Below are 25,658 nucleotides of genomic sequence, written 5' to 3'. Positions count from 1 at the left end.
GTCCATACTGCAGCCTTTTCGGTGCTATTCATGGGCTTTTTGAACATAAACTGATACTTGTAAAGCTCCACAGACTACAGAAGGAGGTGCAGCCGGTGCGCAAAATTTATATTTTTGACACGACGCTTCGGGATGGAGAGCAGTCCCCTGGCGTGAACCTGAATACGAAGGAGAAGCTTGAAATCGCGCTTCAATTGGAGCGCCTAGGCGTCGACCGCATCGAAGCGGGATTCCCTGCGGCATCTCCTGGTGACTTGGCAGCCGTGAATGCAGTGGCAAAAGCGGTGAAGCAATCTACGATTGTCGGCCTGTCCCGTTCCCGTATTCCGGATATTGATGCAGCTTATGAAGCGCTGAAGGGTGCAGAGGATGCTTGCTTGCATCTCTTCCTTGCCTCTTCGCCAATTCATCGCAAGCATAAGCTCCGCATGGAGAAGGAGCAGGTACTTGAGACAGCTGAAGCAGCTATTCGCTATGCGAAGAAGTATTTCAGCAAAGTTGAGTTCTCTCCAGAGGACGCGGGCCGTACGGAGATCGACTTCTTATGCCAAATGACAGAGATGGCGATTAAAGCAGGCGCTACCGTTGTGAACATTCCGGATACGGTTGGATACTTGTCGCCGTATGAGTACGGCAACATATTCAAGACGCTGAAGGAGAATGTACCGGGAATCGAGACGATTCAGCTTAGTGCACATTGCCATGACGATTTGGGAATGGCGACTGCTAATGCGCTCGCTGCAATCTTGAACGGTGCAGATCAGATCGAAGGGACGATCAACGGTATTGGGGAGCGTGCAGGCAATACTGCAATTGAAGAGGTTGCGATGGCGCTTGATACGAGATCGAGCTTCTATGAGGCGAAGACTTCGCTCGTCTTGTCTGAGATTGCGCGTACGAGCCGACTCGTCAGCAAGCTGACAGGCATGCCGATCCCAGGCAACAAGGCGATCGTGGGCGCCAATGCCTTCGCGCATGAATCCGGCATTCATCAAGACGGCATGCTGAAGGAACGGTCAACGTATGAGATTATTACGCCAGAGACGATCGGACTTAAGGAAAGCAAACTCGTGCTCGGCAAGCACTCCGGCCGTCATGCCTTCCGTGAGAAGCTGATTGATCTTGGCTATGACTTGGATGAAGAACAGCTGAACGGAGCTTTCGCCAAGTTCAAGGAATTGGCAGATAAGAAGAAGGAAGTATCGGATGAGGACATCCGAGCCATACTCGAGGAGAAACTGATCGATACGCCTGAGGTGTACTCGCTCGAGACGATATACGTCGCTTACGGGAACCAAGCAATTCCGGCTGCGAAAGTGCGTATCGTAACATGGGAAGGCAGTGTGCTTGAGGAAGAGTCGGAAGGCAATGGCTCTGTTGATGCGATTTATAAAGCAATCGACAAGGCTACTCAGGAAGATGTTGAGCTCGTTGACTATTCCATTAAGTCGGTCACGCACGGCAAGGACGCGCTCGGTGAAGTGCATGTCGTTCTCGCACAAAATGAAATATCTGTGCTTGGCCGTGGTGTAAGTACAGATATTCTCGAAGCGAGTGCACGTGCTTATGTCGATGCGCTCAATCGACTGATTGAGAAACGCAAGCAAGGTACAGCCAGTCGTCGCGACAAGATCGGCCTCGTATAATGGACGACAGCTAATAAGCAAAGCTTCCACGACGGTTAAAACAAGTGGTATAAAGTATGCGATTAGTTAGCCATACTTTCCCGTGAAGCGACAAAAGACAAAAGTGTTTTTGTTATTGTAGAACAGAGAGAGTGCCTGATTGAAGGGCGCTCTCTTTTATTTTCGTAAAAATAGATTTTATCGTAGATTACTTGATGTAAATATGTTACATTAATAACAACATAATGTATATTACATAAGAATAATCCAAATATGAAGGGAGTTTCTAAAACATGAAACAAATTCGTACATGGAAAATTGTTCTTGCTTGTGCTATGGTATTTAATGTATTTGCACTTTCGGCAGGTGCAGAAGCAGCTCCTAATGCTGCCATTTCTTTGTCGTCACAAGTGTCTGTGCATGATGTTGTGCCGTCTGAGTATTTTGCTAAATACGCTGGAAAGTACAAGTCTTACGAAGAAGCAGCAAACGCAGCAGGATTTGCGGTAAGCCAGGTATCGCAGACAAGGCAAGGAGTGCTTTCTGACACAGTCGCAAATTATGTCAAAATCAATACGGTCGATGAATATGCTGCTCTGTTAAATTATTACAATGAATTCTCTTCTGCAAAAAATACTGCCACAACAAGTATTTCAAGCGAATTTGCTACCATGGCTGACGGCGATTACACAATTAAACATGAGAAAACGTGGAATGACAACAAGATTTCATGGATGAAAGCATATGTTATTGCAACATATAATAAAGACAGAAAAATTATTGGCACTCCAACTACTGATAGTGGTTTGTACGGATTCCATCCTGGAAATTCATGGGAGCATAAAAGTTCGAGATCAAGTGTTAACGTCAACAGTCAGCGAACTGGTGGAAGTGCTACAATTGTCGGAGAGTTATCTTTGTACATCATTATTGACGGCATTGGAAGAGTGGCAACCAAAGAGCTTGAGTGCTACATGAGCTTCTAAATCTAAAATATCTTGAATATCTGGTTATTACTGTAAATTAAATAACGGGCAACTCATAATGTTGTCCGTTATTTAATATATTTAATGTAGGAGGTGTCCTTATGAATGAGCAGAACGATAACAAAAAAAAATCAAGGAAGAAAGTTATCATCGGTGCCATAATAGCTATTGTTGTCATTTCGGTTGTTATTGGTATAGTTACATATGTCAACAGTACAAGTTCATTTTCTTCGTAAGCAGTCGATAGATAACACAAGGTAATTTAAATGACCATGGAATTATAGCTTTGGCGCTTAACAGGCCAAAGTTATTTTTATTATAATCAAGCCAATATTTTATAGGTGATATCCAATGCTGTTGCCAATGGTTCTAAAGTTGAGAACTAGGGTCGTTTTATTTCACTGCGTACTATTCTCGATATCGTACTTTTGTTAATGTCTGATAATTTCGAGAATGACGTAATTATTATAATCGATGCACATCTAGTGTCTTGGATGAGTTCTCCGATTATTTTTATGATCGCTGCTGCCTGTAATATCAGCGCTCCTCCCAACAAATTAATATATTTTGGTTGCACATCTCATTCATCATTGGCCAAATGGACAGCTTTTGCTTTGCTAGCGAATGGACTAATTTACAGAACCAGCTTTTGCGTCCGTATGGACGATCGCATTGTCCGGATATGTTACAATAAAAGAGTTATGTATGATACGCACGAATGGAAGAAATTCGCCTTATGCGATGGGAGGATAAAGTGATGGATCAACAACAACCAACGGTTCGATTGACAACCTTGTCAAGCAAAGGAGGATGCGGCTGCAAAATAGGGCCGTCCGATCTGTCTCAAGTATTGCGCATGTTACCGCAGACAGAGAAGCATCCGGATTTACTCGTAGGATTGGATACAAGCGATGATGCGGGTGTGTATCGGTTGAATGACGACATGGCATTAGTGCAAACGGTTGATTTCTTTACGCCGATTGTCGATGATGCTTATTCGTTCGGTCAAGTTGCCGCTGCGAATGCACTTAGCGATATTTACGCAATGGGAGGCAAGCCGCTCACGGTATTGAATATTGTGGCCTTCCCAATTTCGAAGCTGGACAAGTCCATCTTGGCAGACATTTTGCGCGGAGCGGGAGATAAAGTGAAGGAAGCGGGAGCAACACTCGTTGGCGGTCATTCCATTGATGACGCGGAACCGAAGTTCGGCATGGCCGTAACGGGCATCATTCATCCGGACAAGGTGCTGACGAATGCGGGGGCTGAACCTGGCGACAAGCTGGTGTTGACGAAGCCGATTGGTGTCGGCATCATGACAACTTCCTTGAAGCGTGAGCTGCTTCAGCCAGAAGAAATTGAGCTGGTAACACGGACGATGACGACACTCAATAAGACAGCAGCTGAAGTAATGGCCGGATACGAGATCCACGCATGTACCGATGTTACGGGATTCGGCTTGCTCGGCCATAGTACAGAGATGGCAGCAGGCAGCGAGGCAGGACTTGTTATTCACGCGGAGAACGTACCATTCTTGCCACGAGTTCGTGAACTGGCTGAGAACGGTGCTGTACCGGGCGGAACGAAGAATAACTATAATCATGTGAAGGATCAAGTTGTATTCGACGAGCGACTTGATGAGATCGCACAGTGGATGCTGTGTGATGCAGTCACATCAGGTGGACTGCTCTTGTCTGTTGCAGCTAGTGATGCGGAAGCGATGATTCATGAGATGCAAGCTCGTGGTGTAGAAGCGGTGTGCATCGGTGAAGTGGTGGCCGAGCATCCAGGTAAGATTCATGTAGTGGGCAGCTTCGTCGGTAGATAACAACAATCAGAGTTAAATAGAGAATACATGTACCAAATACCGCCAGGAGAAGAGGAGAGGTTATCCTCCATTCCTGGCGGTATTTTTGATGTAAGCAAGTGAATTCGGCAAGGCGCCAACGGAAATGGCAACTTACTTTAGAGCGAAGGATGCTGCTGTAGAAAGTGCTGTGCAAGCTGTGACAGCTGTACAGAGTTAATCTGCTGATGAGACGAATTCCAAACGACTTTCTGCTTGTAAACAAGCAGAATTTGCGGGGATTTATGGGGAGTCTGCAATAGTTCCGCTACTTTGCCAGACAGCGCCTTCTCTTCGAGGACACGAACGACAGCGTAGGAGAAGCGGGAAGATACATGCGGATAACGAGTCAAAAATTGATTCAGTGCGAGGTGAGCTACTCTGCTCGAACCGCAGTTTGTATTGTGCTTATAGAGCCACAACGGCCGTTCATCTGTCTGTTGAATCAAGCTGATAAGCTGCTCCTCAGTAGCGATGATGGGGAGTCCCTGCATATATCTTCTTCCTCCTTCTGATTTTTGTTCCCGCTGCAAGGGAGGGTGGCGCTATGTAATGTCCAAGGCAGTGATAGGGAACAGTTCTATCCTTGTCAAGAAGTCCATACAATGAATCTGATCGAAAGAGTATACGAGCGGCTAAGGAGGACTGTTATGCATAACATATCCTGGTTGTCATTGACATTGCTTATTTTGGCGAGCTATCGCCTAACTAGACTCATCGTATTCGATGAAATTACTTCTTTCATTCGCAAACCCTTTGTAGAGGAGCGATATCATACGGATGAGAATGGAGCTATATTTGCGGTGATCGAAGAAAAAGGCGGCCGTTTTCATGCCTTTATGCGCAAACTGCTTACTTGTTATTGGTGTACGGGGGTATGGTCTGCCGCATTTATAACAGTATGTTACCTTCTCATCCCCACTTATGCATTTCCGGTTATTCTCCTGCTTGCTATTGCGGGTGCGGCCGGGATTATGGAGTCTTTTGTCAAAGGCTAAAAGCACCCTCTTCTATATGCTAGGTTTCTATCCACGGGCTTGTTGCACATTTCCTCGTCATCAGGCTGTTGTCTCTCAAGATTTCGAAAGCCGCATCATAAGATATAGCAGAGCTGATAGAAAATGCGGAACTTGCTAATCGAAGTGGTGAACAAGTTATTCCAGTTCCCGCACTCTACTCAACAAATGCTCCAGACGCTTCGAAAATGTATGCTCTGACCGAGTTCGTTCATAGCCTTGAGAGGCGATGGAGCTCCGCTTGGCATCTTCGTAGAGGTACGTATGAATGAGCTCGGCACATTCCTTCGGCGATTCGAAGCATAGCAATTGCGCGCCTGGTTCATAGAACATGTGAAGATCTGGGCGATAATCAATGATCTGCGCACGCCGGCATGCCGCAATATCGAAGGTGCGATTGTTAATGGTGTGGCCAGGAGCACCTGTCTTATTTTTATCAATTAACGTATCATCTTCGCTGCGGTGAATATTCAGCACAAGCTTGGCACCGTTGTAATAACGGGGCGTCTCAGAGAAGTTGACCCACTTGGTTCGCAGGTGAGGGATACAACCGCCCGACCAATTGACGGTGTCCCAGAAATGTCCGACAAGTTTCACATGCAAGCCAGGATCAAGTTCCTTCAGCATTTGCTGCATCATACGGAGTCGGTTATCGTACCCTGTACCGATGAAGCAGATGTCGCTCTCATAAGAAGGGTGCGCGTTGAAGGGACGGAAGATATCGGTGTCTGTTCCGAGCGGCAAGTGGTGAACTCGCTTGCAGCCGTGGCGCTCATAGTAAGGGACACAACCAGAATCAATGGTGAAGATGATGTCGTATTCGGCTGCTACTTGCAGCGCATTGTCGATGGCATAGGGATCATCAACGAACCACACGCCAATTGGAATGCCCATCCTCCGTATGCTGCGAACTTGATCAACAGGCAGAAAAGAGCGCGGGCCGCAAATGGTCAAGACGAACTCAGGCCTGAATTCGCGGATATCGGGAAGAAGCTGCTGAAGTGGTGCACGATTCAACAGAAATATTTTGCTCTCATGACACTGACCGTACAGAGCCTTCATGAGCGCATTATCGAGGATATCAATTGGCCTCCGATAACCGGAAGCGATATAGTATAGCCGCATTAGCCCCTCCTCGTTCCTGTCATCGAGAAAATAAAAAAGGGGATGGTTTTAGCCACCACCCCAAGCCGATCAGCATTTTGATTATGATGGGAACGGATAAGGTGCACCAGGGAAGATAGTAGGACATTGTTGCGGGAATGTGACAACACAAACGTTCTCAGGGATTGGAATCACAGCACGTGGTTGGCACAGCTCAGCTTCAACAACTAACTTGACAGGCGCTGTTACTTGAATGCTTTGGCAAATCACGATATCTACGTTGACACAAGAGTTGTCGACAATATCGAGAACTTCAATTGTTGTTGTGTTCGGAACGATATCGCAAGATACAGTAGTTCCCGGAGGCGCGCACAACAGAACTTTCTCGAAGCGTACAAAGGTTTTTGTAAACGAGCAATGTACTACGTTAGGGACGACAGTAGTATCAATGATCGTGACTTCAAACGTTCCTGTTTTCTTAATGACAACACGTTGTAGAGTAACTGGTGTGCCACCAACAGTAACTACTACATTTTCTCTGATTGAACCGACTTTCTCGCCGCAGCTTACTGACAGTACCGTTGCTTGAACGCTGAATGAAGCCGGCAATGGCAAGCAGATAGCTGGATCGATGCAGGCTTCATCAACAATTTGCGTCGTTAACAACACCCAATCGAATACTTTAGGAACCTCTATACATTCCAAAGAGGGTAGTGGCAAATATTCGGGGGGCGTTGTTTGCCCTTGAACTAACTTGCTCTCCATGAATGTTTCCTGCCTCCTTTATAGAATCTGAATTCAAATTCAATACAGTCTATGGGGGCGATCTAGAAAAGGTGACACCCCCATAAAATAATTTGGAGGGGATCGCAGTGAGGCAAGAAGTTTGCTTATATTCCTCAGAAGGCGTGCATTGGGTAGAACTTCAATCCGATGGGTCGCTGCTTCATTCCTTATACCGCGGAGTTGAACAGGTCAAGTATCACCTATGGAGGTTCAGCAGTCCCGTGAAGCAGTTCAGCGCCATTCTGCTTCATGGCCATATACATATGTTGATGGCTTATGAATCGGGTATCTATTATGCACGTTGCAGCGTGAATGCGCGTGCAGATGAAAAGCAAGAATTGCGAATAAGCAGGCATCCCAGCTCATCGAATCCGTATCTCTTTAACCTTGGCAGAACCCTCTATTTCGGCTTCACTACAATACTGAACAAGAAGTTTACGTATGTGCTTCGACAGGTTGAGCAGGGGAGGTGGCGAGAGAGGGCTTTTTCCTATGTTCACGAAGATTATGGCGTCAATGTACATATTGAACAAGCAAGCTGCGATATAAGTGAATCAGGGACTTTATATGGGCTGTTCCTGATCCGACATGGAGATACGAATCGACAGCAGCTAATGCTGCTCGAACTCGATATGGAATCAGAGGAGGCAAAATGGCAACACGTCTTTTCTTCTGCGCAAGCAGGGCAGAGTTGGAGCATTACAATATCCGCGGCGAGGGAAGGAGATCCGTATCTCGCGTGGGTCGTACACAACGAAGTCACAGCTACGGTATATTGTGCGCGGGGCATACAAGTTTCGAATTCCTGTATCCCTTTGAAAGTGTTTTTTCAGAATCAATTTTCCGTTCCTCGACTTACGATTGCAGGAGAACATGGTCTGTTTCTCTCGATTACAGGTTCCTCATGGTTAGCCTGTGCATATTCAAGCAATGGAGGGAGGAACTGGGGATCCTTTATGGAAGTACCGTTCGCCCGGGAATCGAGGCTTCGCATCATCCAAGGGGTTCGTTGTTCTGAACAGGATCATGTGCCTGTCCCGCTTCTTGGCATCGGGTATCCATGCTTCCGTCCGATCGAACTCATTGATTTGTTCCATCCGTTCTTGACCATGAATACAATGGGTCCTTCTGTACAGGATGATGTATTGCTGCATTATGCCAAGCTGCAGTTAGGCGTACTGCATGAATTTGCATCTGAGCGAATTGCTGTATGGCAAGAAGAGATGATGCTGCTTGAAGAATGCCTGATGCAAGAGGAGCATGCGCTGCAGCGATTGGAATCGTTTATCGAAGAGATGGAGCGGGAGCAGGTTCGCGTATTGGAGCAGTTGCATGCCCTTGGTTCCAATTTGGCACCATTCGGAATTCGCCTCATACAATGACGTTAGTGAGTACATACAAGAGGGAGGGGCATGGAATGCACATTCAGTTGAATGGCAAGCCATTATGCAAGATTGCGGAGACGCGGTTAGTTGATGTATACCAGCTGCTGGGCAAGTACTCGTTCACATTTCATCTGGACAAACGACAAGGCATGCTCGATATTATGAATCCGCTTGAAGGGTGCCGAGTTGTACTAGAGAGCAAGATGACGGAGATTGTGGATCGGTTGTGGTACCCGATACAATCCACGCTGTCTCAAGCCGGATTGAAGGTCACGATTGTGGATTCAGAGGATACGCGCAAGCAGCTGTTAAGCGAATCGAATCATCAGCGGCAGGGGATATGGATATCAGCAGTACCGGATGATGCAATGGAGGTAAGTGTTCATTATTATTTCCATCATCGCAAACAGAGCAAACAGTTGGCCCAATTACTTATTATGAATATGTTGAAGCACGGTGAGCTGCCTATCCGTGGAGCAAGCTTGAATTGGAAGGATCGATCGAATTATCAGATATCGCTGACAGGGCAATCTTGGACTTCAGTGGCACTCACATACGGCGGATTTCTGCGATTGTCTACGGAACAGCTCGTGCAGCTTGGCAATGGAATCACCCGTGCAGCTGCCTCCTACTTCTCGTATCTTCCGATTCTAGATGTCATTGAGAAGCTTCGAGCGATGGATAATGGCGAGGGATCTGAATCGGATAGAGAGAATGAAAAAAGTCCCGTTACTACTGAGGTGCGGCACGCTAAAGACATTGTATCGCTGCGGGAGGAAGAGGCGACGGTTCCGCATGTGCAGACCTCATTCATGGATGCACCCAATATGCATCAGTCTGTAGAATATTCACGCAGGGATGAACTGGAACCGCACGAACACTCGAAGCAGCGGGGGCATAGGGAGGAGCGGCTTGCTCAAGAAGCGCGTTCTGCTTATGAGGGTTCAGGGGCAAATATCGTTGAGCACAGTGAAGAGCGAGTAAGTGTGCATGAGCTTAAGCATGGGAATGAGTTGAATGAGCAAGTGTATTGGCAAAAGTATAAGGATAATGAGGAACCCGCGGGAGATGATTGGCAGGAAGAGGATATTGAAGAAGCTGTAGATATCGTTGAGGAGAGCCTTAATGACACCGGTTATGATGATGACATGTTCGTGAACAGAAGCGTGTTGGTCGCGGAATATGAATGGGAAGATAAAGAGAAAAGTCACGACTCTCCTACGGTGGTTGAACCCGATGCACTGCATAAGGGGGAGCAATCAGATAGCAGGTTGATCGGAGTTGAGGAGCAAGCACACCGTGAACGGCAAGCTGAGTCGGATGAGTTGGAGGGCCGAGAGCAGGAGCAGGTGAAAGACAAGAAGCGGCAGGCTCCAGCATATTCGACGTTTACATGGCTTCATGCTAATACGGTAAAACGTGCAGACGGAGCAAGCAAGCAGTCTGGTTCACTGCTTAGCTATATGAATCAAAAAGCATTAACGAGCCAGCCTCGCAGTCCGAAAGATCCAGCTCAAGATCTATTGCTCATGCAAAGGGAGCGGGCAAAACGTGAACAATCATCTACCGACAAATCATAATGCTGTGGGACTACAGCTAACGGAGAACACGTATCGAGAGATGGTAGGGCATTGTCTGCGAGAGAAGCCATTGGAAGCTTGTGGACTGCTGTCAGGAAACGACGGGCTGGCTAACCGCTGCTGGATTATCGATAATATTGACCGCAGTCCGGTATCATTTACGATGGATATGGAGCAGCTGGATCATGCACTGAAGCACATGGAGGGGAGTGGAGAACAGCTGCTCGCCGTATTTCACTCTCATCCAGCCTCTGTTCCATACCCGTCCGCCTTCGACATTGAGCATGCTGTCTATCCGTGCTCATACATCATTGTATCTTTGTCACGGCTTCGTCCTCGCGTACGCAGCTATCGGATTGAGGGGCGTCAAGCACAACCTGAGTTAATAAGAATTGTAACACATGGCACGAAGCATGATGCGCTCTAGGAATCGCATCATGCTTCGTGTTGTTTCATTCGATTCAGCTAATCATCTGGTTTGCTAGAGGCAAGCAGCAGCAATTACAGCAAGGACTGATAAATGTCAGCAATGAAAGATAGGCCAGCTGTGTTGACAGCGCCAGTTGTGAAGTAGTTTGTTACTTGGAATTGGAATACAAATTGTACGCTAAGCGCAATTGAGATGAGTCCAAGTGATGCTGGAATTGTATAGAAGCGCACATTTTGCCAGTTGTATGGAGGCGCGACATCTGTAGTTAAGCCAGTAGTTGGATCCAAGGAGCCTCCAATCAATGGTACATTCAATCCAGGAACTGGGAACAAGCTGATTTGCAATGGGCTGAAAGCTTGAATCTGTGCAACCACAGCATTGTCGGCGAATACAGCCATCGCAATGACAAAGTCAGCGGCAATTCCAATAGTAAGCGGAATTGGTACAGAAACAGTAGCAAAACCGTGCGTTTCCCCTGGAACGAATGTGGCTTGGGACCAGATGAATTGCGGATTTGGAACTGCAGCAAATGGACCGTTATCATTGTCGAATTTTGCTATCTGAGGCCAAATACGCGGTGCGTTCCCTACGTTCACTACGTTTGGCGCTGCACCTGCCAATGCTAGAGTCGCTGCAGTTGCGCTTGTAGGAGCAGTAACTACGTTCGCTGTGCTGCTTACGATCCGTTGAATGGGAATAAGGACCATATTAGTAAACCTCCCCTTCATCATATGAGCGAAAGAACCCGCTAGAATTCTTTCTACACTGTTAATGTATGAAGGGGACTCGTCATAAGATTGGATGAATTACTAGATTCATTCGTACAAACTTATGTCAAGATACTCGTCATTCATGTAGTTTAGAATAGACCAATTATGGATGAACGGCAGCTCGGAAGCTGATACTGCTCGGATTCGCGGCAGGGAACTGCTTGCCTCCTGCACATACATAAGCGTGTATGTGCAGCGGAGTGATGAGACGATCGATATCGCACTCTATATGAATATCTCTTATGTCTGACCAGATTCGTGGGGGGAGCAGAAGAGTCTGGACAGGCTCAATCCGGTACTCCCCATTTTTGCGTCCGTATGAGAACCAATCATCACGATCGAATTTCCATCCCGTTTGCTGATTGCCTTTCTTATGGAGACCAAACACCAGAGCATGCTGAGGGGGTACAATTTTCCCGCTCACCACTGAGAATTGGCTTGGAGATAGCGTTAGCAAAATATGAGACAACGACACAGGCTGAGCTGAAATATTGCGAAATTTGATATGGGTAATCAAGCAGATTCTGCGCGTCTCCAGATCAACATCGGCTGCAGTTTGCAGGATCACATCAATGGAAGTTTCCGGATTATTCATCATCACAAGCTCCTCCTTAGCGGGGGTTCGATAGTTTGAATACAATGCGTGATAATTGTTCTTTCATGCCGCTTCGTGCGACTATCTTATCTTCTTTCTTCATTAATAATGTATTCTTCTCACTAAGCTCCTGAATGGCAAGGCGCACTTGAACTTCTTCCTGCAGGGCAGCGATTCGTTCAGTCAGTCGATCCGCTGTGGCTTGCCGTTCCTTCTGGATTTGCTTCAATTGGACAAGTTTCCTCTTTCTTGTTCTGCAACATTCTCTCATGTGTGTGATAGAAGCGATGACTGCTTCGGCTGAATCGATGCTATGAGTGAGGTCGCGCGTTGCTCGGTAGCCCTGGATAACTGCGGGTGCTGTTAATCCAGTGAAGTCGGGCATCGTCTCCTGGTCAGAAGCAATCCAAAAGCTAGGGCCATTGCAACCTGACTGCTTGTCATAGATACATGTCCAGATTGCAGGACACGGAATTGCTGTTGTATATAAGTCGCTCCATTCTTCTTGATGGATGCTGTAATGAATGCGGAACAGCAAGTCTTCTGTTACCCAGCTTAAGCGATACCGCCCCTGATCGTATGCACATATGGCTTGTGCTGCTAGAGTGGGGGGGATGATTGTTTGGTTATGAGCCGTTAATGTCCATTCCTTATGCTTATTCCATTCATATGATGCAAATAAGAGCTTGTTCCCAATGCGCTGAAATTGGAACATTCCAAGTCGCCCTTGTACAGAGTAGAGATCATAGGCTAGAAAATCTTCCCTCGATTCCAGTGGGACAACAGGCAGTGAAGTCGAAGGCAGCCATCGGCTGGATGCTGTATGGAACGATTGCAGGAGCAGTCGTAGTTGCTGATGGGGAGGCGTCGCCGTTATTAATGCAGTGCACAGCCAGATATGATCTTGATGTGAGAATAGACGGAGGGAATGGATTTCTTCGCCATCATATAGGACGTCTGCGGTTGACCAATGAATGCCAGATAACGATACATGTTCAATACGGGAACGGTATTGAATCACAGCATGAAGCTGATTGTGGCAATTCGTCAGTTGAATATGCCTGACATGCTTGAAGAAGCCTGCTATTTCACGCTTGTGCGTCTGCAGGGAACAGGGATTGATTGAGATGTGAATGAGCTGGTCATCCCTATTCACGTACAAGAGATGAACATAATGTGCGTCATCCTGACATACGCCGAACGGGCCGGCCGCATCGTGGAATATCATCGGCTTAGGGCATTTAAGGAGACAATGCTCCTGTGGTTCGAATAATAAGCTGCCGTCTCTCATCTGCAACGAGGAGAAATGATATCGGTTTGATAACAACATACGCGTCATCGGATTACACCCCCTAGGTTCGCACAAGCTCTACATTTCAATGTATTCAAACATCTTCACATCTAGGATTGAAATTCTCGCTCGAACATAGCGAGTCCCATTTTGATCGTCTAGGGAAGAATGTTTATACCAAGTTCGTTGAATCGCATATAGTGATATACGGAGGTGAGTAAGGTGCTTGCATTTTGGGAAAAAATTATACTTCCACTTTTGCAATCATTTGGTGTGAAGAGAATCGTAGAGATTGGTGCGGAGCATGGTTTGAATACGAGCAACTTATTGCAGTATTGTCGTGCGGTGAATGGTGAATTATTTGTTATAGATCCAGCACCGAGATTTGATATTCAGCAGTTTAAGATGCATTTCCACAAGGAATTTCATATGCTGCTGGACTATAGTTTAGAGATTCTTCCGCACCTGAAGCAATTTGATTGTATCCTGATTGATGGGGATCATAATTGGTATACCGTATATCATGAACTGAAGTTAGTTGAGATAATGGCTCAGCAGCAGGAACGGTTCCCGCTAGTTTTTCTGCATGACACACAATGGCCGTATGGCAGAAGGGATATGTATTATTTCCCGGAATCGATTCCCGCAGGTTTTGTGCACCCTTATGCGAAGATGGGGATGGTATCAGGTCAATCGCAGCTCGTTCATGGCGCAGGGGCAAACAATTTACTGAATAATGCACTCTATGAAGGAGGAGCTCGCAATGGCGTGTTGACTGCTGTTGAGGACTTCCTGCAGCAGACGCCTTGGTACGTCAGCTATCATCAAGCCTTGTCCAATAGCGGGCTAGGTATTATTGCACCGAAGCACCCATCGATCGATATACATGTCCAAACGATTCTGGCAGCCTCGGGATTATAATAGCGAGACGAGAGGTGAAGGTTGATTCACTAAGCCCAATTATAGGTGTGACAACGACATATGTGTCAAGACACGACTTCCATATTCTTATCATTACGAATAGCTATCATTGAATCGCGCAGCAATTCAGCTTGACACATAGGGTGTATTCTAGCCGCAGATAAAAGGAGAATCTGTGGCTAGAGATACATAGAACGGTTGCATTACAGACCGGATTGTTCAATTATTCGGCGTATTTCGCGATTGAAGTAATGATGTGTTTCTGTAATGTTTGGCATAATGATGCCTAGTCCGAACTGGCTGCGTACGCGATGCAGCTGGAGCGGGATTTGGGCTTCCTTCATAAAATCTTCTACTGCAGTCAATACTCCGTTACGATCTCCATTTTCATATGCCGCGTTGTGGACAGAATCATTATGTCCATTGTCTACAAGCTCATTGATTCCTGGCAAGATTCCCTTCTTGGCGCTCGGCTTGCGGAACTCCGCCGGAATTGATTCAGGGAAATAATACATATCTCGCCTGCCATAAGGCCATTCCAGATCATGAAGGAAGATGATCGGGAACTTCTTGATGCGCTCGAATTGCTTCAGTTCGTTGTACACGGTATACCAATTATGATCCCCGTCAATAAACGCGGCATCGCATGTGTGAATGTGCGGTAGGACTTTCAGGCTGTAATCTTGCACGAGAAGGAATTTATGGCCATATAACTGCTTCATTCGTTCAATGTCGAACAAGGGAGAGGGATCGATTGCCACAAGCTGACCGTTCTCCATCGGCTTTACATATTCGAGCAAATTAACGGTGTTATATCCTTGGGCACATCCTATTTCTACGATCACTTTCGGCCTTGTCAGCTGAAGGATAGGATGTACGACCTGATTCCAGAAATAAATCACTTCTTTTGCCTCCCATGATCACCACGTTTTGTACGTGCGAATGAAATCCTCGATTCTATTGGAGAGAAGGAGGGGCCAAGCGACTGTGATGTACTCCAGTGGCCAATCCCACCATGCAATACGCTGCAAATCGTCAATGATGGAAGGTGGGAAGCGATAACGAATCACACGAGCCGGGTTGCCGCCGGCAATCGCATAAGCAGGAATGTTCTTCGTAACGATGCTCCTTGCTGCAATAACTGCACCATTTCCAATTGATACTCCAGAAAGAATCAGCGAGTCGAAGCCAATCCATACATCGTGGCCAATCGTAACATCACCCTTTGTTTTGGGATGTCCAAGGAAGCCTGCTGCATTGGGGAATATTGGGTTGAAGGGGTAGGTAGTAACCCAGTCCACGTTATGTTCTCCGCCCAGCATGATCGTCGTATTCGAAGCGAAGGAACAGAATTTTCCAATCGTTAATGTTGCTTTCTCACCCCATGTGAGTACGTTAGGGTAGCCGTAGGACCAATCACCGATTTGGTATTGTTGATAAGCTGGATTTTGGTTCAAAAAGTAGCTCATTGAACTTCCCCTCCCCCGAGCTGTTAATGCTGGTGATAGCTTGCAGCTCTCCACATGTCCAAGTATTGCTGGAGCGAGTTAATCGTCTCGGCAGGTACGGCATTGCCCTTAATGCCGATACCGATGACAGTGTGAGGGAATAGTTCTTCCCCGGCATAGTCGGTTACTACCGTATCGAATGGCTTCAAGATGCTGGCGAATGCTTGGGGTGTGAAGCGCCAATAATCGGCTGGATAATCATGGATTGGGAAATTCATGACCGAGGTAATAATGGCAATGCCATTTGGTTTTAAGATGCGATGAACCTCTTGCATGGCAAGACGGGGATCTTCCACATGCTCAAGCGTATCCAAGGAGATTACAAGCCCTGCCGTCTCCGCAGGGAGGTCGATATGATGAAGATCCAAAATCGCATCTACACCCACACCTGGCCGCATATCACAGCCGACATAAGGTTTGCCAGGGAAGAAGGGGCGCAAATCAGCGAATCCTTCCTGACCTTGCACTTGATACGCTCCAAATTCATATACTGGCACTTCATATGGAAGAATGTCCGAACATATTTTTACCAAATTTTTAACGATTTGTCTCATTTCTTCACTCCTTATTCATGTACCATCACCTAAATCTAGTACTCACTGTATTCAGCGATGATGGAGATGTTGATTAGGCGTACATCCAATTGTTATTTCGCGCCCGTTTCTGTCAAATACACAGGCAAATTGGAACCTGTGCTAATACACTAATGTAAATGACCGTATCATCCGTAATGTGTATGGAGGGATCGAGTTTGAATATCATCCAGACGTTACACCAGATGTTCCGCTTGGAAGAGGAAGCATTTGTGTCGGAGCTATATAGACAGGTGTTAAATAGAGAGCCGGATTATCCAGGATTGAGCCATTTTACTGCACTGCTTCGCGCAGGGCACACGAAGATGACCATTGTTACCCATTTCCTGAAAAGCAAAGAGTTGAAACAGACATTCGCTGGTGAAGTTTCCGTCGATATGGTCGGCACTCCATTTCGTATCTTTCATCGGATTTACACCTTATTGACAATCGATCCAAACGAATTTCCGCATGAGCTATACCGAGAGATGCTGTGTAGAGAGGTGGAGGACGGCGCCTTCCGGCACTATTACTTCATGCTGAGACAGGGGAAGCCGCGAATGTCAATCTTAATGGGGATTCTGGTATCGCCGGAATGCCAGATGCTGCTTCATGCCCCACAGGCCCCAAGACATAATGGTCCTGTTGACTTTGAACGATTCGAAATTATGGAATACCCTCCTGCCAAGACGATCGGCAATCGTGCTCCGGCTCCGCCGCTGCGGCGCAAAGTATCAATTGTCATCCTGACATGGAATGGACTAGAACATACGAAGCAATGCATCGCATCGCTTTCCCCATTGGCTGCGCATGAATTGGTGGATGTTGTGGTACTGGACAATGGAAGCACGGATGGAAGTGTGGACTATCTTCGAGGTTTGAAGTGGGTTACGTTAATTGAGAGTCCACAGAATATAGGGTTTACGGCTGGAAACAATTTGGCAATTGCTCATTGTGATCTAGACAGTGATATTCTGCTGCTGAATAACGACATTCTGATTACACAGGCAGATTGGCTGGAGCGCTTGCAAGAGACAGCCTTTCTAGCTCCCAATATCGGCGTTGTAGGCTGCAGATTGCGTGGTGAAGACGGAAAGCTTCAGCATGCGGGGACGTATATCTTCGAGGATACATGCTGGGGACAACAGATAGGTGGATTGCAGACCGATATTCGTCAATACGAAGGTGTTCGCGATGTACAAGGGGTTGTATTTGCGTGTGCCTATATAAAGCGTGAGCTGATTAATCTAATCGGTTCACTGGATACCGCTTATTTTGCATATTTCGAGGACACCGATTATTGCTTGCGGGCATTAGCTGCCGGTTTCCGGGTTGTCTATGATGGAAGAGTAACGCTCGTTCATGCGCAGAACACCTCTACGAAGGTAAACAACATCGATTTCAACCAATTATTCTTGCAGTCGCAGGGCATCTTCCATGGCAAGTGGGGCCACCAGCTTGCAGGAGAGTATCATACACAGCTGAATTGGCATTCGATTGTGAACCTGCCAAGCGGTTATGCGAATTCCTCCCGCAACCTCATGATTGCTCTCGACGAACAGCGTGTGAAGATGCATTATCGCTATGTATACGGGCCTGGAACACCGTTCCATACGAAGGAACCGAATATGAGCGATGATTATCGGGTGAATCTATTTAGCGCGCGCAAACGAAATGAATCAGCACCTGAAGTGGTGTACGGACAGGGCGATGTGTTCTTCAAAAATGAAGGCAGGTACAAGATTGGTTACACGATGCTGGAAGTAGACGGTCTGCCTGAAGAGTGGGTGCGTCAGTGCAACCGCATGAATGAAGTGTGGGTTCCATCTAGCTTCAATGTAGAAACCTTCCGCAACAGCGGCGTTCATGTTCCGATTCATGTTATCCCATTAGGGGTAGATCCTAACTATTTCAACCCGGATATTCGTGCTTTCCGGTTCTCTGAGAAGTTTACATTCTTAAGTGTATTCGAGTGGGGGGAACGCAAAGCACCGGAAGAAATGCTGCGAACGTTCGCCAATGAATTCGCCTTCGATGATGTGGTGCTTGTCTGCAAAATTACGAACAAAGACCCGGAAGTAAACGTGCGTGCCGAGATTCGCAAGCTGAATCTAAAGCATGCAGAGTCCAAAATCATTATTATCGAAAATCAGACCATTCCTTCTTATTTGCTTGGCAGCTTGTATCGTTCAGCGGATTGCTTCGTGCTGCCTACAAGGGGAGAAGGCTGGGGAATGCCAATACTGGAATCGATGGCTTGCGGCATTCCTGTTATCGCGACGGATTGGAGTGCGCAGCGGGACTTTTTGAACATCCAAACGGGCTTCCCCATTCAAGTGAAGCGATTGATTCCGGCCGTTGCAAAATGTCCGTACTATACAGGATTTCAATGGGCGGAGCCGGATTTTGAGCATCTAGCTCATGTCATGCGTTTTGTGTACGAGAATCAAGAAGTGGTTAAAGAGCGAAGTCTGGCCGTATCCCAGCTTGTGCTGTCGCACTGGACGTGGGAGAACTCGGCGAAGAAAATAGCGGAGCGGATTCGCCATCTATAAGGCATATGGAACGTTTGATGACTATGTATATGAGGAGTGATCGGCATTGCGTTACGTTGTGGGAATTCCGTACGTGAATCGTAAGGATCTGCTGTATCGGGCCTTAGACAGTATCGAATTGTATTGGAAGCATACTTACGTATTGGATAACTCTCCCGCGCACGATTTGAGATATGATTCTGAATTGTCTCGGCGCGTAACCATATATGAGCCCCCTGTATCGCTGACATTTACCCAATCTATGAATTGGTTCCAGAGGGTGGCTCTCGATCAGGGGGCCGATTCTGTGTTCTATATGCATAACGATGCGGAGGCTCATCCGGGTACGCCAGAAGCATTTCTGAGAGTGCTTGAGGAGTTGAAGAACAGTGGGCGGAAGTGGGGGCTTGCCTTAACGAACTTCGATGCGCTTGCTGCTTACAATATGGAGGCAGTTAGAGCAGCGGGATCATGGGACACGGTATTCAGCAGTTATTTCGCAGATATAGACTATCATCGCAGGCTCAGGTTGGCAGGATATGATGAAGTGTTCACGGGCTTGCCTGTCGATCATCATGGAAGCTCAACAAGGAAGTCGGATGCTCATTACAATTTTATCATTGATACGACTTGGCCCTTGTACGAGCGGTATTATGAGTTGAAGTGGGGCGGCAAAATGGCCGAGGAAACCTATAGGACACCGTTCAACCTTACGTAGTGGAGGAGATTGCCTTGCGATTGTCTGATGTAAAAGGCGAATACGATGCCGTGTACAGTTTGGGGTCGAACTGCTATACGGCTCAACGGCTGGAACGCTATGGCTTGCGGCCGTACAGTGGTGTCGTGGATTGGATGTACTCCAATTGGACACCTGGTGTAAGCTTATTGCTTCGAAATCGCTTTGCCAAGTTCATGCATCCGGATCATTTAGTGGTGGAGAGCATCATTTTTAAACGTCATAATTATTGTATATTAGACCGGGTGTATGGTGTACAATCAGTTCATGATTTTTTGTACACGGAACGTCGGAGAGGGATCGCGTTGAAATATCCGAAATTCATTGAGACGATTCAGCGGAGAATTCATCGATTTCTAGATAAGGCGGAGCATAGCAAGCGTATCTTCTACTTCCGATTTAATGCATCATATGACGAGGCAGCGGAACTGGAAGCAGCATTGGCATCTCTTGTGAAGCATCAATTCAGCTTGTTGGTTGTCAATCCCGGAAACGAGCATCGGATCATCGACAAGGAATGGCCGCTTGCGAATACATGCGGGTTAGAGCTGCCGATCGGATGGGATGCTGCGTGCGATCAAGTATGGAATGAGGTATTTGCCGGCATTCACTATCAAGTGGGAATAAGGAATTAGGATATGCTGCACATAAAGTAAGCCCCGCTCCGAGGTTCGGAGGGGGCTTATTTCATATGCATTCACTGCTGTAATTGAGGCGTCACGGCATGAAATACCGTAAGCAGATTATGCATCACACGCGGCCAATTATAGTGCTGCACCGTTGTCATGGCATTCGTCGTGAGATACGCGGCGAATTGCGGATCGGTTAATATGCGCAGGATCCCTTGTGCAACCCCGGCAACATCTCCTTTGTCTACAAGGATGCAATTCCATTCATTATGGCAGAATTCTTCATTTCCTTCCGCCTTCGTGGTCACGACAGGGGCGCCACAAGCCATAGCTTCCAATATCGGAAGCCCAAAGCCTTCGTGATAAGAGGTTTGGACAAATACTCCGCAGTTGGCATATAAGTAGGCAACATGGTGGTCATCAGGGTGAGAGAAATGACCATGAGGAATGCCATGCAGATGGGGAGGCTCCACGCCAAAGGTGACCATAGATGCTTGTGGCAGTCTGGAGCACACATCCTTCGCAGCTTGAACCGTAATGTCGAATCCCTTCAAGTGTTGGCTGCGGCGGCTGCAGGCAAGAATACGGAATGGATCATAGTCATGAGTGCGATTCGGCTTATAGAGGTCGAAATCAACTGCAATGGAAATGTTGCTTGCATGCTTCTGGAACCGCTCCAGCAATTGTCTGGTCGTCCAATCCGCTATCGTCAGCATATGCACGGGCACACGGTACGTATTGCGAACTCGCTCCTGCATATCATTCCAGTTCGGGTAATAACTCTCCTCAATATCTTGCACCAGATATACCGGCACACCGTTGCCGCCGCGCTTGCGGTCGCAGCTATGCCATACGGCAGCAAGCGTCTTCCACCAAGTGGCGACCTTAATACAGTTCATTGGCGTCAGGGCGCGCATCAAGGCTGGATAATTGCCGAAGCGCCGTACGGGCACCTTGAGCGGGAACCAATTAGGCTGCTTATCGAGTGCGAATAATTGTACGTTGACCCCCATATCATGCAGGCGGTTGACCTGCTCGAATACGTTGCGGATGCCACCGGACAATCCAGTCAGTTCAAGCACATAAACGACTTCCAGAGGAGCTGTCATCGGATGATTTTCCCTCCCCATTTCATCCAGAATTTTTTTCGAGCTTCCATTTCTTTTTGTCTCCAATATGGATTTTTGTTCGCTTTTGTCGTACCGCGGGTATACCCTTCCGCATGGATGGCACTAGCCGTTCCGCAATACACGACACGGGAGCCGTGCACCTTAGCGCGATAACAGAGATCAACATCCTCGAAGGCGATGAAGAATTCCTCGGACATTAGCCCAATCTGGTCGAGGAGCTGCTTGCGTATAAGCATTAATGCACCCGTTACGGCATTCATATCTTCTATGGCCAATGCAGGCTCATAATCAGCTGGCTGTCGGCGGTAGCGGTGGTCAAAATGCCCCTTCGCTGTCGGGATAACGCCGCCATGCTGTATCGTCATATCGGGATAGAGGAGTCTCGCTCCTACGATGCCGATGGCTGGATCACTGTTCATGGTTGCGACCATCTGATGAAGCCACCCGGGTTCGTGGAAGAACACGTCATTGTTGACGAGCAGAATATATTGTCCCTTGGCATGCTGGATGCCAGCGTTGACAGTATGGCTGAATCCATGATTATGAGGCTTTGCAATGAATTGCACCTGGAGCGGAGCAGCCCATCGTGCCAGTTCTTCTTGAATCGCGGCAGGACTGCCGTCATCGACAACGATGATCTCGAAAGGCAGCTCATGTACGGTATGGATGAAGCTGTGCACACAATGTTTAACGAGATCGGTGTGATGGATCGTAGGAACAATGACGCTGATCATAGCGTTGTCATCTCCCTTTTTAACGCGCGGCTATTTCCGTCAAGCGATGAAGCATGCGGGCTGCGCTTGCTTGCCATGTGAATTGCTCCTTTACTGTGTTTCGACCGAGGGCAGCCTTAGCGGCTGCTTCATCCCGGTTCATATATACATGCCTCATCAGCTGTCTTAGATGCATATTGTCTGGAACTGCCCACAGCATTCTGGAATTCGTGGGGTGGGCGGGAGCGAACTTCTGGACGGAGATGAGGTATCCGTTCGCATCGTTGACGAAATCAAGATGAGCTGACCAGCGCGTTGTAATGACAGGGAGACCGGAGGCCATTGCCTCCATTACGGTTAAGCTCCATCCTTCTCCACGTGTAGGAAGCACGTAGCTGTCGGCACTGTTATAGAGCATAGCTAACTGCTGCTCGCTCCAGCTGTGAATTGCTGAGATGAGAATAACCGATGAACGGGACTTTCCGGCTGTCTTGAAGGCGATAGCGTCAATATAGGCTTGCTGTCTGCCAATCTCCTCTTCAGTGGTTGCACGCGTTTTGATAATGAGGCATACATCCTCGGACTCCGCGAACTCTTCAAGGAAGGCGGTAAGTAAGATATCAATGCCTTTGCGGTCATCGAAGGAACAGACGGATAAGAAGGTATAGCTTCGTTGGCCCGGAATAGGGAATGGGGGGTGGCCGGGAGCAAACAAGTCCGAATCAATTCCATAAGGCATGACGTGAATCTTGTGCAGCGGGACTCCAGACCGGTGGAAGGTATCTCGATTGAAGGTGGACGGTACCCATACTTCATCCATATTGCTGCATCTTCGAGACCACATGAACGGCAGTCGGCTGCATTCGTACATCGTCATTCCGATTGAGTAATGGCGAATGTCCTTCACAAATTGAATCGCAGGGTAATGCGTAAATACGATATGGGGCTCTGGCAATGGAGTGTGCGATATCGCCTGCAAGGCCGCCTCGATATCGGGGGTCATAGGAACCCTGACTGTTTCGGAATGAACTGGCGTATAGTGAAACTGCACCCCCAGCTTCATCAATTCAAGCACGACATGACGATTGGCCTTTGCATATCCAGTTGGTTCGTAGATGGTACCGATATTATGAAGAAACATCGAGTCGTATCCACCTTTCTATAAGAACGTGTCGTATCCGCGCTGCTTCAAGTGCTTCACCATCTTTTTTATATCCTGTGTTCGTTCTTTCGGACAGACGAGAACCACATCATCCGTGGCGACGATCACGATGTCTTCAATGCCTACCGTCGCGATTAACTGCTTTGTTGCACCGTAGATAATGCTTCGCTCCGTATCGATCCCCTCATGACGCCCATGAACAATATTCAGGAGCTCATCGGTCTGGTGTATGCGCTCAAGTGCATTCCAATTGCCGAGATCGTCCCAGCCGTAATGGACAGGAATCATGTAGATGGATTCACATTTTTCGATAACGCCATAATCAATGGATTGCTTCTTGAGACTACTGTATGCGGCTGCGAGCTGTTGTTGACCGTTATGTGAATCGTTTAAGAGTGTCTTCATATCAAACAAGGAACGATACAGGTCAGGTAGGTGCAGATGGATCAGATGCATGATGGTTGAAGCTTTCCAAATGAACGTCCCTGTATTCCAATAGTGGCAGCCATCAGCAAAAATATTGTTTGCAACAGAAAGTTCTGGCTTCTCGATGAATTTCTCAACTGGGGTAAGTGGAGTGGATATATCGGTTGCTTCATTTCCGTTAGTAGGGGTAGGGCTGTTCTGTTGGATACGGATATATCCGTATCCCGTCTCAGGGCGTGTCGGCTTCACCCCCAAAGTAACGACACATCGTTCCTGATCTGCACGATAGACGGCGGTGCGCAGTGCTTCGTGAAAAGCATCAGGATCCGAAATATAGTGATCGGAAGGTAAGGTAATCAGAATGGGATCTTCATCGTCTGCACTTAATTGAAGCGCGGAAAGACCGATGCATGCAGCGGTATCTCTCGCCATAGGCTCCACAATAATGTTCTGCAGCGGGAAGTCAGGAAGCTGCTTTCGGATAATAGGGATGTATTCTTCAAGGGATACGATATATATATGTTCCAGCGGTAAATATTGAAGCATTCGCTGTACCGTGTCAGCAAGCATCGATTGTTGATGAAGAATCGGCAAAAATTGCTTCGGGTAATCTGCGCGGCTGAAAGGCCAGAAACGAGTTCCGGTTCCGCCAGCTAATATAACTGCCTTAACGGTCGTGATGTGAAACACCTCCTGGGAAACAGACAATGATGGCAATCATGGGTTATTACTACATATGTACCTAACGTAAAAAAGGGCACGGCGATTGTCAGAGTGGATTTCTTGGGCGGAATGCTATAGTCTTAACAATAGTTCGATATCACGAGATTGTATGAGACAACAAGAGGTGAGAGGTATGCACGATATTTCATTAGAGCAGTGTATGGCATTGCGGGACAAGGAGGCAACGCTTGTTGATGTGCGTTCGCCAGGAGAATTCGAGGAATTCCGAATACCGGGAAGCATCAATATTCCTTTGTTCACGAATGAAGAACGGGCGGAGATCGGAACGATATACAAGCAAGTAAGTGTAGAAGCGGCCAAGGAACGTGGGTTAGAGATCGCGTCAGCCAAGCTTCCATCATTATATAAGCAGTTCAAGGAGCTTCGAGGGACGACCATCATCTACTGCTGGCGGGGCGGCATGCGAAGCCGTACGATGGCTACTGTGATGTCTTTAATGGGATTGAAGCCATACCGATTGTCAGGGGGAATACGCACCTACCGACAATGGATACAAGAGTCGCTGGTGAACTATGACTGGCGAATACCGTGCATTGTCCTGTCCGGACATACGGGGACAGGGAAGACAGATATGCTTCGGCAGCTTCAAGCGGAAGGGTATCCTGTCCTTGATCTTGAGGAGATGGCAGGACATCGAGGCTCTGTATTTGGGCATATTGGACAAGTCCCGAACAATCAGAAGATGTTTGATGCGATGCTATTTGAGAAGCTGGAGGAGTTAAAGTCAGCAAGAGTACCTTGCCTCCTATTGGAGGCGGAGAGTCGTCGAATCGGGAAGGTCATACTGCCAGAATTTCTGATGGATGCGAAGAAGGCGGGAACGGTGCTTGATATCCAGCTGCCGATACAGGTACGGGTTAGAAATATTGTGAAGGAATATGAGCCGTCCAAGCACCCGACTGCAATCCGTGAAGCATTCGCCCGCATTCAGCGGCGCATGCATACCCCGCATGCTAACGCAATTGCAGAAGCACTTCGCCTGGAGAACTATGGAGAAGCGGTGTCGCTCATGCTGGAGCATTACTATGATTCCAGGTATGATCATGCTTCGATGGGCTATGAAGGCCAGATCTTTTCCATTAAAGCTGAACATCTGGAAGACGCATTGAAGCAGATTAGGGCACATCTCGGAAGACCGGAGTAATAAAGGCAATAAATACGGGCTTCAC

Annotated in this window: 26 protein-coding genes; 13 read left to right on the top strand and 13 right to left on the bottom strand. The window is 47.4% G+C overall.

The genetic code is table 11. The features are described 5' to 3' along the window. Positions 1-95: 95 nt before the first annotated feature. From BLS15_RS01075 to selD, 4 genes are all read left to right on the top strand, one after another. Positions 96-1,646 (top strand): 2-isopropylmalate synthase, encoded by a 1,551-nt coding sequence (locus BLS15_RS01075; protein ID WP_021254480.1) that lies wholly within the window; start codon positions 96-98, stop codon positions 1,644-1,646. Between the two features lie 272 nt (positions 1,647-1,918). Continuing rightward, a complete protein-coding gene (locus tag BLS15_RS01070; RefSeq protein ID WP_021254481.1) occupies positions 1,919-2,611 on the top strand; it encodes a hypothetical protein in 693 nt (230 codons plus the stop codon). A gap of 101 nt (positions 2,612-2,712) precedes the next feature. Beyond that, positions 2,713-2,847, top strand: a complete 135-nt coding sequence (locus BLS15_RS29740; RefSeq protein WP_021254482.1) for a hypothetical protein — start codon at positions 2,713-2,715, stop codon at positions 2,845-2,847. A 521-nt stretch (positions 2,848-3,368) separates the two neighbouring features. Continuing rightward, complete coding sequence (gene selD, locus BLS15_RS01065; RefSeq protein ID WP_021254483.1) at positions 3,369-4,439, top strand: selenide, water dikinase SelD; 1,071 nt, start codon at positions 3,369-3,371, stop codon at positions 4,437-4,439. A gap of 137 nt (positions 4,440-4,576) precedes the next feature. On the opposite strand, the gene ytxJ is transcribed toward selD, so the two are convergent. Continuing rightward, entirely contained in the window at positions 4,577-4,951 is a 375-nt protein-coding gene (ytxJ, locus tag BLS15_RS01060; RefSeq protein WP_021254484.1) for a bacillithiol system redox-active protein YtxJ, read from the bottom strand. A gap of 156 nt (positions 4,952-5,107) precedes the next feature. Here ytxJ and BLS15_RS01055 point away from each other — a divergent pair, with 156 nt between their 5' ends. After that, the gene (locus tag BLS15_RS01055; protein ID WP_021254485.1) at positions 5,108-5,455 is read left to right on the top strand and encodes a DUF1360 domain-containing protein; all 348 of its coding nucleotides are present in this window, start codon (positions 5,108-5,110) and stop codon (positions 5,453-5,455) included. A gap of 156 nt (positions 5,456-5,611) precedes the next feature. Here BLS15_RS01055 and BLS15_RS01050 read toward each other — a convergent pair whose 3' ends face one another. Next, on the bottom strand, positions 5,612-6,598 hold the full coding sequence (locus tag BLS15_RS01050; protein WP_021254486.1) for a CgeB family protein: 987 nt from the start codon (positions 6,596-6,598) through the stop codon (positions 5,612-5,614). Positions 6,599-6,679: 81 nt separating this feature from the next. Then, positions 6,680-7,342, bottom strand: coding sequence for a BMQ_0737 family morphogenetic spore coat protein (locus tag BLS15_RS01045; RefSeq protein WP_021254487.1), 663 nt, complete (start codon positions 7,340-7,342; stop codon positions 6,680-6,682). Positions 7,343-7,449: 107 nt separating this feature from the next. Here BLS15_RS01045 and BLS15_RS01040 point away from each other — a divergent pair, with 107 nt between their 5' ends. From BLS15_RS01040 to BLS15_RS01030, 3 genes are read left to right on the top strand one after another with little or no spacing between them, the layout of a single operon-like run. Then, positions 7,450-8,745, top strand: coding sequence for a hypothetical protein (locus BLS15_RS01040; protein WP_021254488.1), 1,296 nt, complete (start codon positions 7,450-7,452; stop codon positions 8,743-8,745). Positions 8,746-8,780: 35 nt separating this feature from the next. Then, a complete protein-coding gene (locus BLS15_RS01035; RefSeq protein WP_021254489.1) occupies positions 8,781-10,328 on the top strand; it encodes a hypothetical protein in 1,548 nt (515 codons plus the stop codon). Beyond that, on the top strand, positions 10,300-10,755 hold the full coding sequence (locus tag BLS15_RS01030) for a M67 family metallopeptidase (protein WP_021254490.1): 456 nt from the start codon (positions 10,300-10,302) through the stop codon (positions 10,753-10,755). Before BLS15_RS01035 ends, BLS15_RS01030 begins: the two co-directional genes overlap by 29 nt. Positions 10,756-10,829: 74 nt before the next feature. On the opposite strand, the gene BLS15_RS01025 is transcribed toward BLS15_RS01030, so the two are convergent. The 3 genes from BLS15_RS01025 to BLS15_RS01015 all read right to left on the bottom strand — a co-directional run bounded on the left by BLS15_RS01025 (position 10,830) and on the right by BLS15_RS01015 (position 13,462). Further along, positions 10,830-11,465, bottom strand: coding sequence for a hypothetical protein (locus BLS15_RS01025; protein WP_021254491.1), 636 nt, complete (start codon positions 11,463-11,465; stop codon positions 10,830-10,832). Positions 11,466-11,631: 166 nt separating this feature from the next. Next, positions 11,632-12,126: a hypothetical protein gene (locus BLS15_RS01020; protein WP_021254492.1), complete on the bottom strand. Its 495-nt coding sequence runs from the start codon at positions 12,124-12,126 to the stop codon at positions 11,632-11,634. A gap of 13 nt (positions 12,127-12,139) precedes the next feature. After that, the gene (locus BLS15_RS01015) at positions 12,140-13,462 is read right to left on the bottom strand and encodes a hypothetical protein (protein ID WP_028531814.1); all 1,323 of its coding nucleotides are present in this window, start codon (positions 13,460-13,462) and stop codon (positions 12,140-12,142) included. A gap of 174 nt (positions 13,463-13,636) precedes the next feature. Here BLS15_RS01015 and BLS15_RS01010 point away from each other — a divergent pair, with 174 nt between their 5' ends. Then, the gene (locus tag BLS15_RS01010; RefSeq protein ID WP_021254493.1) at positions 13,637-14,335 is read left to right on the top strand and encodes a class I SAM-dependent methyltransferase; all 699 of its coding nucleotides are present in this window, start codon (positions 13,637-13,639) and stop codon (positions 14,333-14,335) included. Positions 14,336-14,538: 203 nt separating this feature from the next. Here BLS15_RS01010 and BLS15_RS01005 read toward each other — a convergent pair whose 3' ends face one another. The 3 genes from BLS15_RS01005 to BLS15_RS00995 are packed head-to-tail and all read right to left on the bottom strand — an operon-like array spanning position 14,539 to position 16,397. Next, positions 14,539-15,237, bottom strand: coding sequence for a class I SAM-dependent methyltransferase (locus BLS15_RS01005; protein ID WP_021254494.1), 699 nt, complete (start codon positions 15,235-15,237; stop codon positions 14,539-14,541). Between the two features lie 18 nt (positions 15,238-15,255). Beyond that, the gene (locus BLS15_RS01000) at positions 15,256-15,804 is read right to left on the bottom strand and encodes a CatB-related O-acetyltransferase (protein WP_021254495.1); all 549 of its coding nucleotides are present in this window, start codon (positions 15,802-15,804) and stop codon (positions 15,256-15,258) included. A 23-nt stretch (positions 15,805-15,827) separates the two neighbouring features. Then, positions 15,828-16,397: a class I SAM-dependent methyltransferase gene (locus BLS15_RS00995; RefSeq protein WP_021254496.1), complete on the bottom strand. Its 570-nt coding sequence runs from the start codon at positions 16,395-16,397 to the stop codon at positions 15,828-15,830. A 197-nt stretch (positions 16,398-16,594) separates the two neighbouring features. Between BLS15_RS00995 and BLS15_RS00990 the strand changes: the two genes are divergently transcribed. Genes BLS15_RS00990 through BLS15_RS00980 form a run of 3 tightly spaced genes read left to right on the top strand, consistent with a single transcriptional unit; the run spans position 16,595 to position 20,320 of the window. Beyond that, a complete protein-coding gene (locus BLS15_RS00990) occupies positions 16,595-18,970 on the top strand; it encodes a DUF4214 domain-containing protein (RefSeq protein WP_021254497.1) in 2,376 nt (791 codons plus the stop codon). Between the two features lie 46 nt (positions 18,971-19,016). Beyond that, entirely contained in the window at positions 19,017-19,667 is a 651-nt protein-coding gene (locus BLS15_RS00985; protein WP_021254498.1) for a glycosyltransferase family 2 protein, read from the top strand. Positions 19,668-19,687: 20 nt separating this feature from the next. Then, positions 19,688-20,320 (top strand): DUF1796 family putative cysteine peptidase, encoded by a 633-nt coding sequence (locus BLS15_RS00980; RefSeq protein ID WP_231515072.1) that lies wholly within the window; start codon positions 19,688-19,690, stop codon positions 20,318-20,320. A gap of 62 nt (positions 20,321-20,382) precedes the next feature. On the opposite strand, the gene BLS15_RS00975 is transcribed toward BLS15_RS00980, so the two are convergent. Genes BLS15_RS00975 through BLS15_RS00960 form a run of 4 tightly spaced genes read right to left on the bottom strand, consistent with a single transcriptional unit; the run spans position 20,383 to position 24,453 of the window. Beyond that, positions 20,383-21,423 carry a glycosyltransferase family 4 protein gene (locus BLS15_RS00975; RefSeq protein ID WP_021254500.1) on the bottom strand — a complete coding sequence of 347 codons (1,041 nt, stop codon included), beginning with the start codon at positions 21,421-21,423 and terminating at the stop codon, positions 20,383-20,385. Continuing rightward, the gene (locus BLS15_RS00970) at positions 21,420-22,178 is read right to left on the bottom strand and encodes a glycosyltransferase family 2 protein (protein ID WP_090509364.1); all 759 of its coding nucleotides are present in this window, start codon (positions 22,176-22,178) and stop codon (positions 21,420-21,422) included. The genes BLS15_RS00975 and BLS15_RS00970 overlap by 4 nt, the downstream gene beginning before the upstream one ends. Before the next feature lie 19 nt (positions 22,179-22,197). Beyond that, positions 22,198-23,298, bottom strand: coding sequence for a glycosyltransferase (locus tag BLS15_RS00965; RefSeq protein ID WP_028531820.1), 1,101 nt, complete (start codon positions 23,296-23,298; stop codon positions 22,198-22,200). 18 nt (positions 23,299-23,316) lie between these two features. Further along, positions 23,317-24,453, bottom strand: a complete 1,137-nt coding sequence (locus tag BLS15_RS00960; RefSeq protein WP_231515073.1) for a mannose-1-phosphate guanylyltransferase — start codon at positions 24,451-24,453, stop codon at positions 23,317-23,319. Between the two features lie 148 nt (positions 24,454-24,601). On the opposite strand from BLS15_RS00960, the gene mnmH reads away from it, so the two are divergent. Next, positions 24,602-25,633 (top strand): tRNA 2-selenouridine(34) synthase MnmH, encoded by a 1,032-nt coding sequence (gene mnmH / locus BLS15_RS00955; protein WP_021254504.1) that lies wholly within the window; start codon positions 24,602-24,604, stop codon positions 25,631-25,633. The last annotated feature ends 25 nt before the right edge of the window (positions 25,634-25,658 follow it).

The organism is Paenibacillus sp. cl6col, from assembly GCF_900102125.1.
Lineage (GTDB): Bacteria > Bacillota > Bacilli > Paenibacillales > Paenibacillaceae > Paenibacillus_B > Paenibacillus_B suaedae.
Note: the sequence above shows the minus strand (reverse complement) of the source record. Positions and strands in the feature narration are given on the sequence as shown.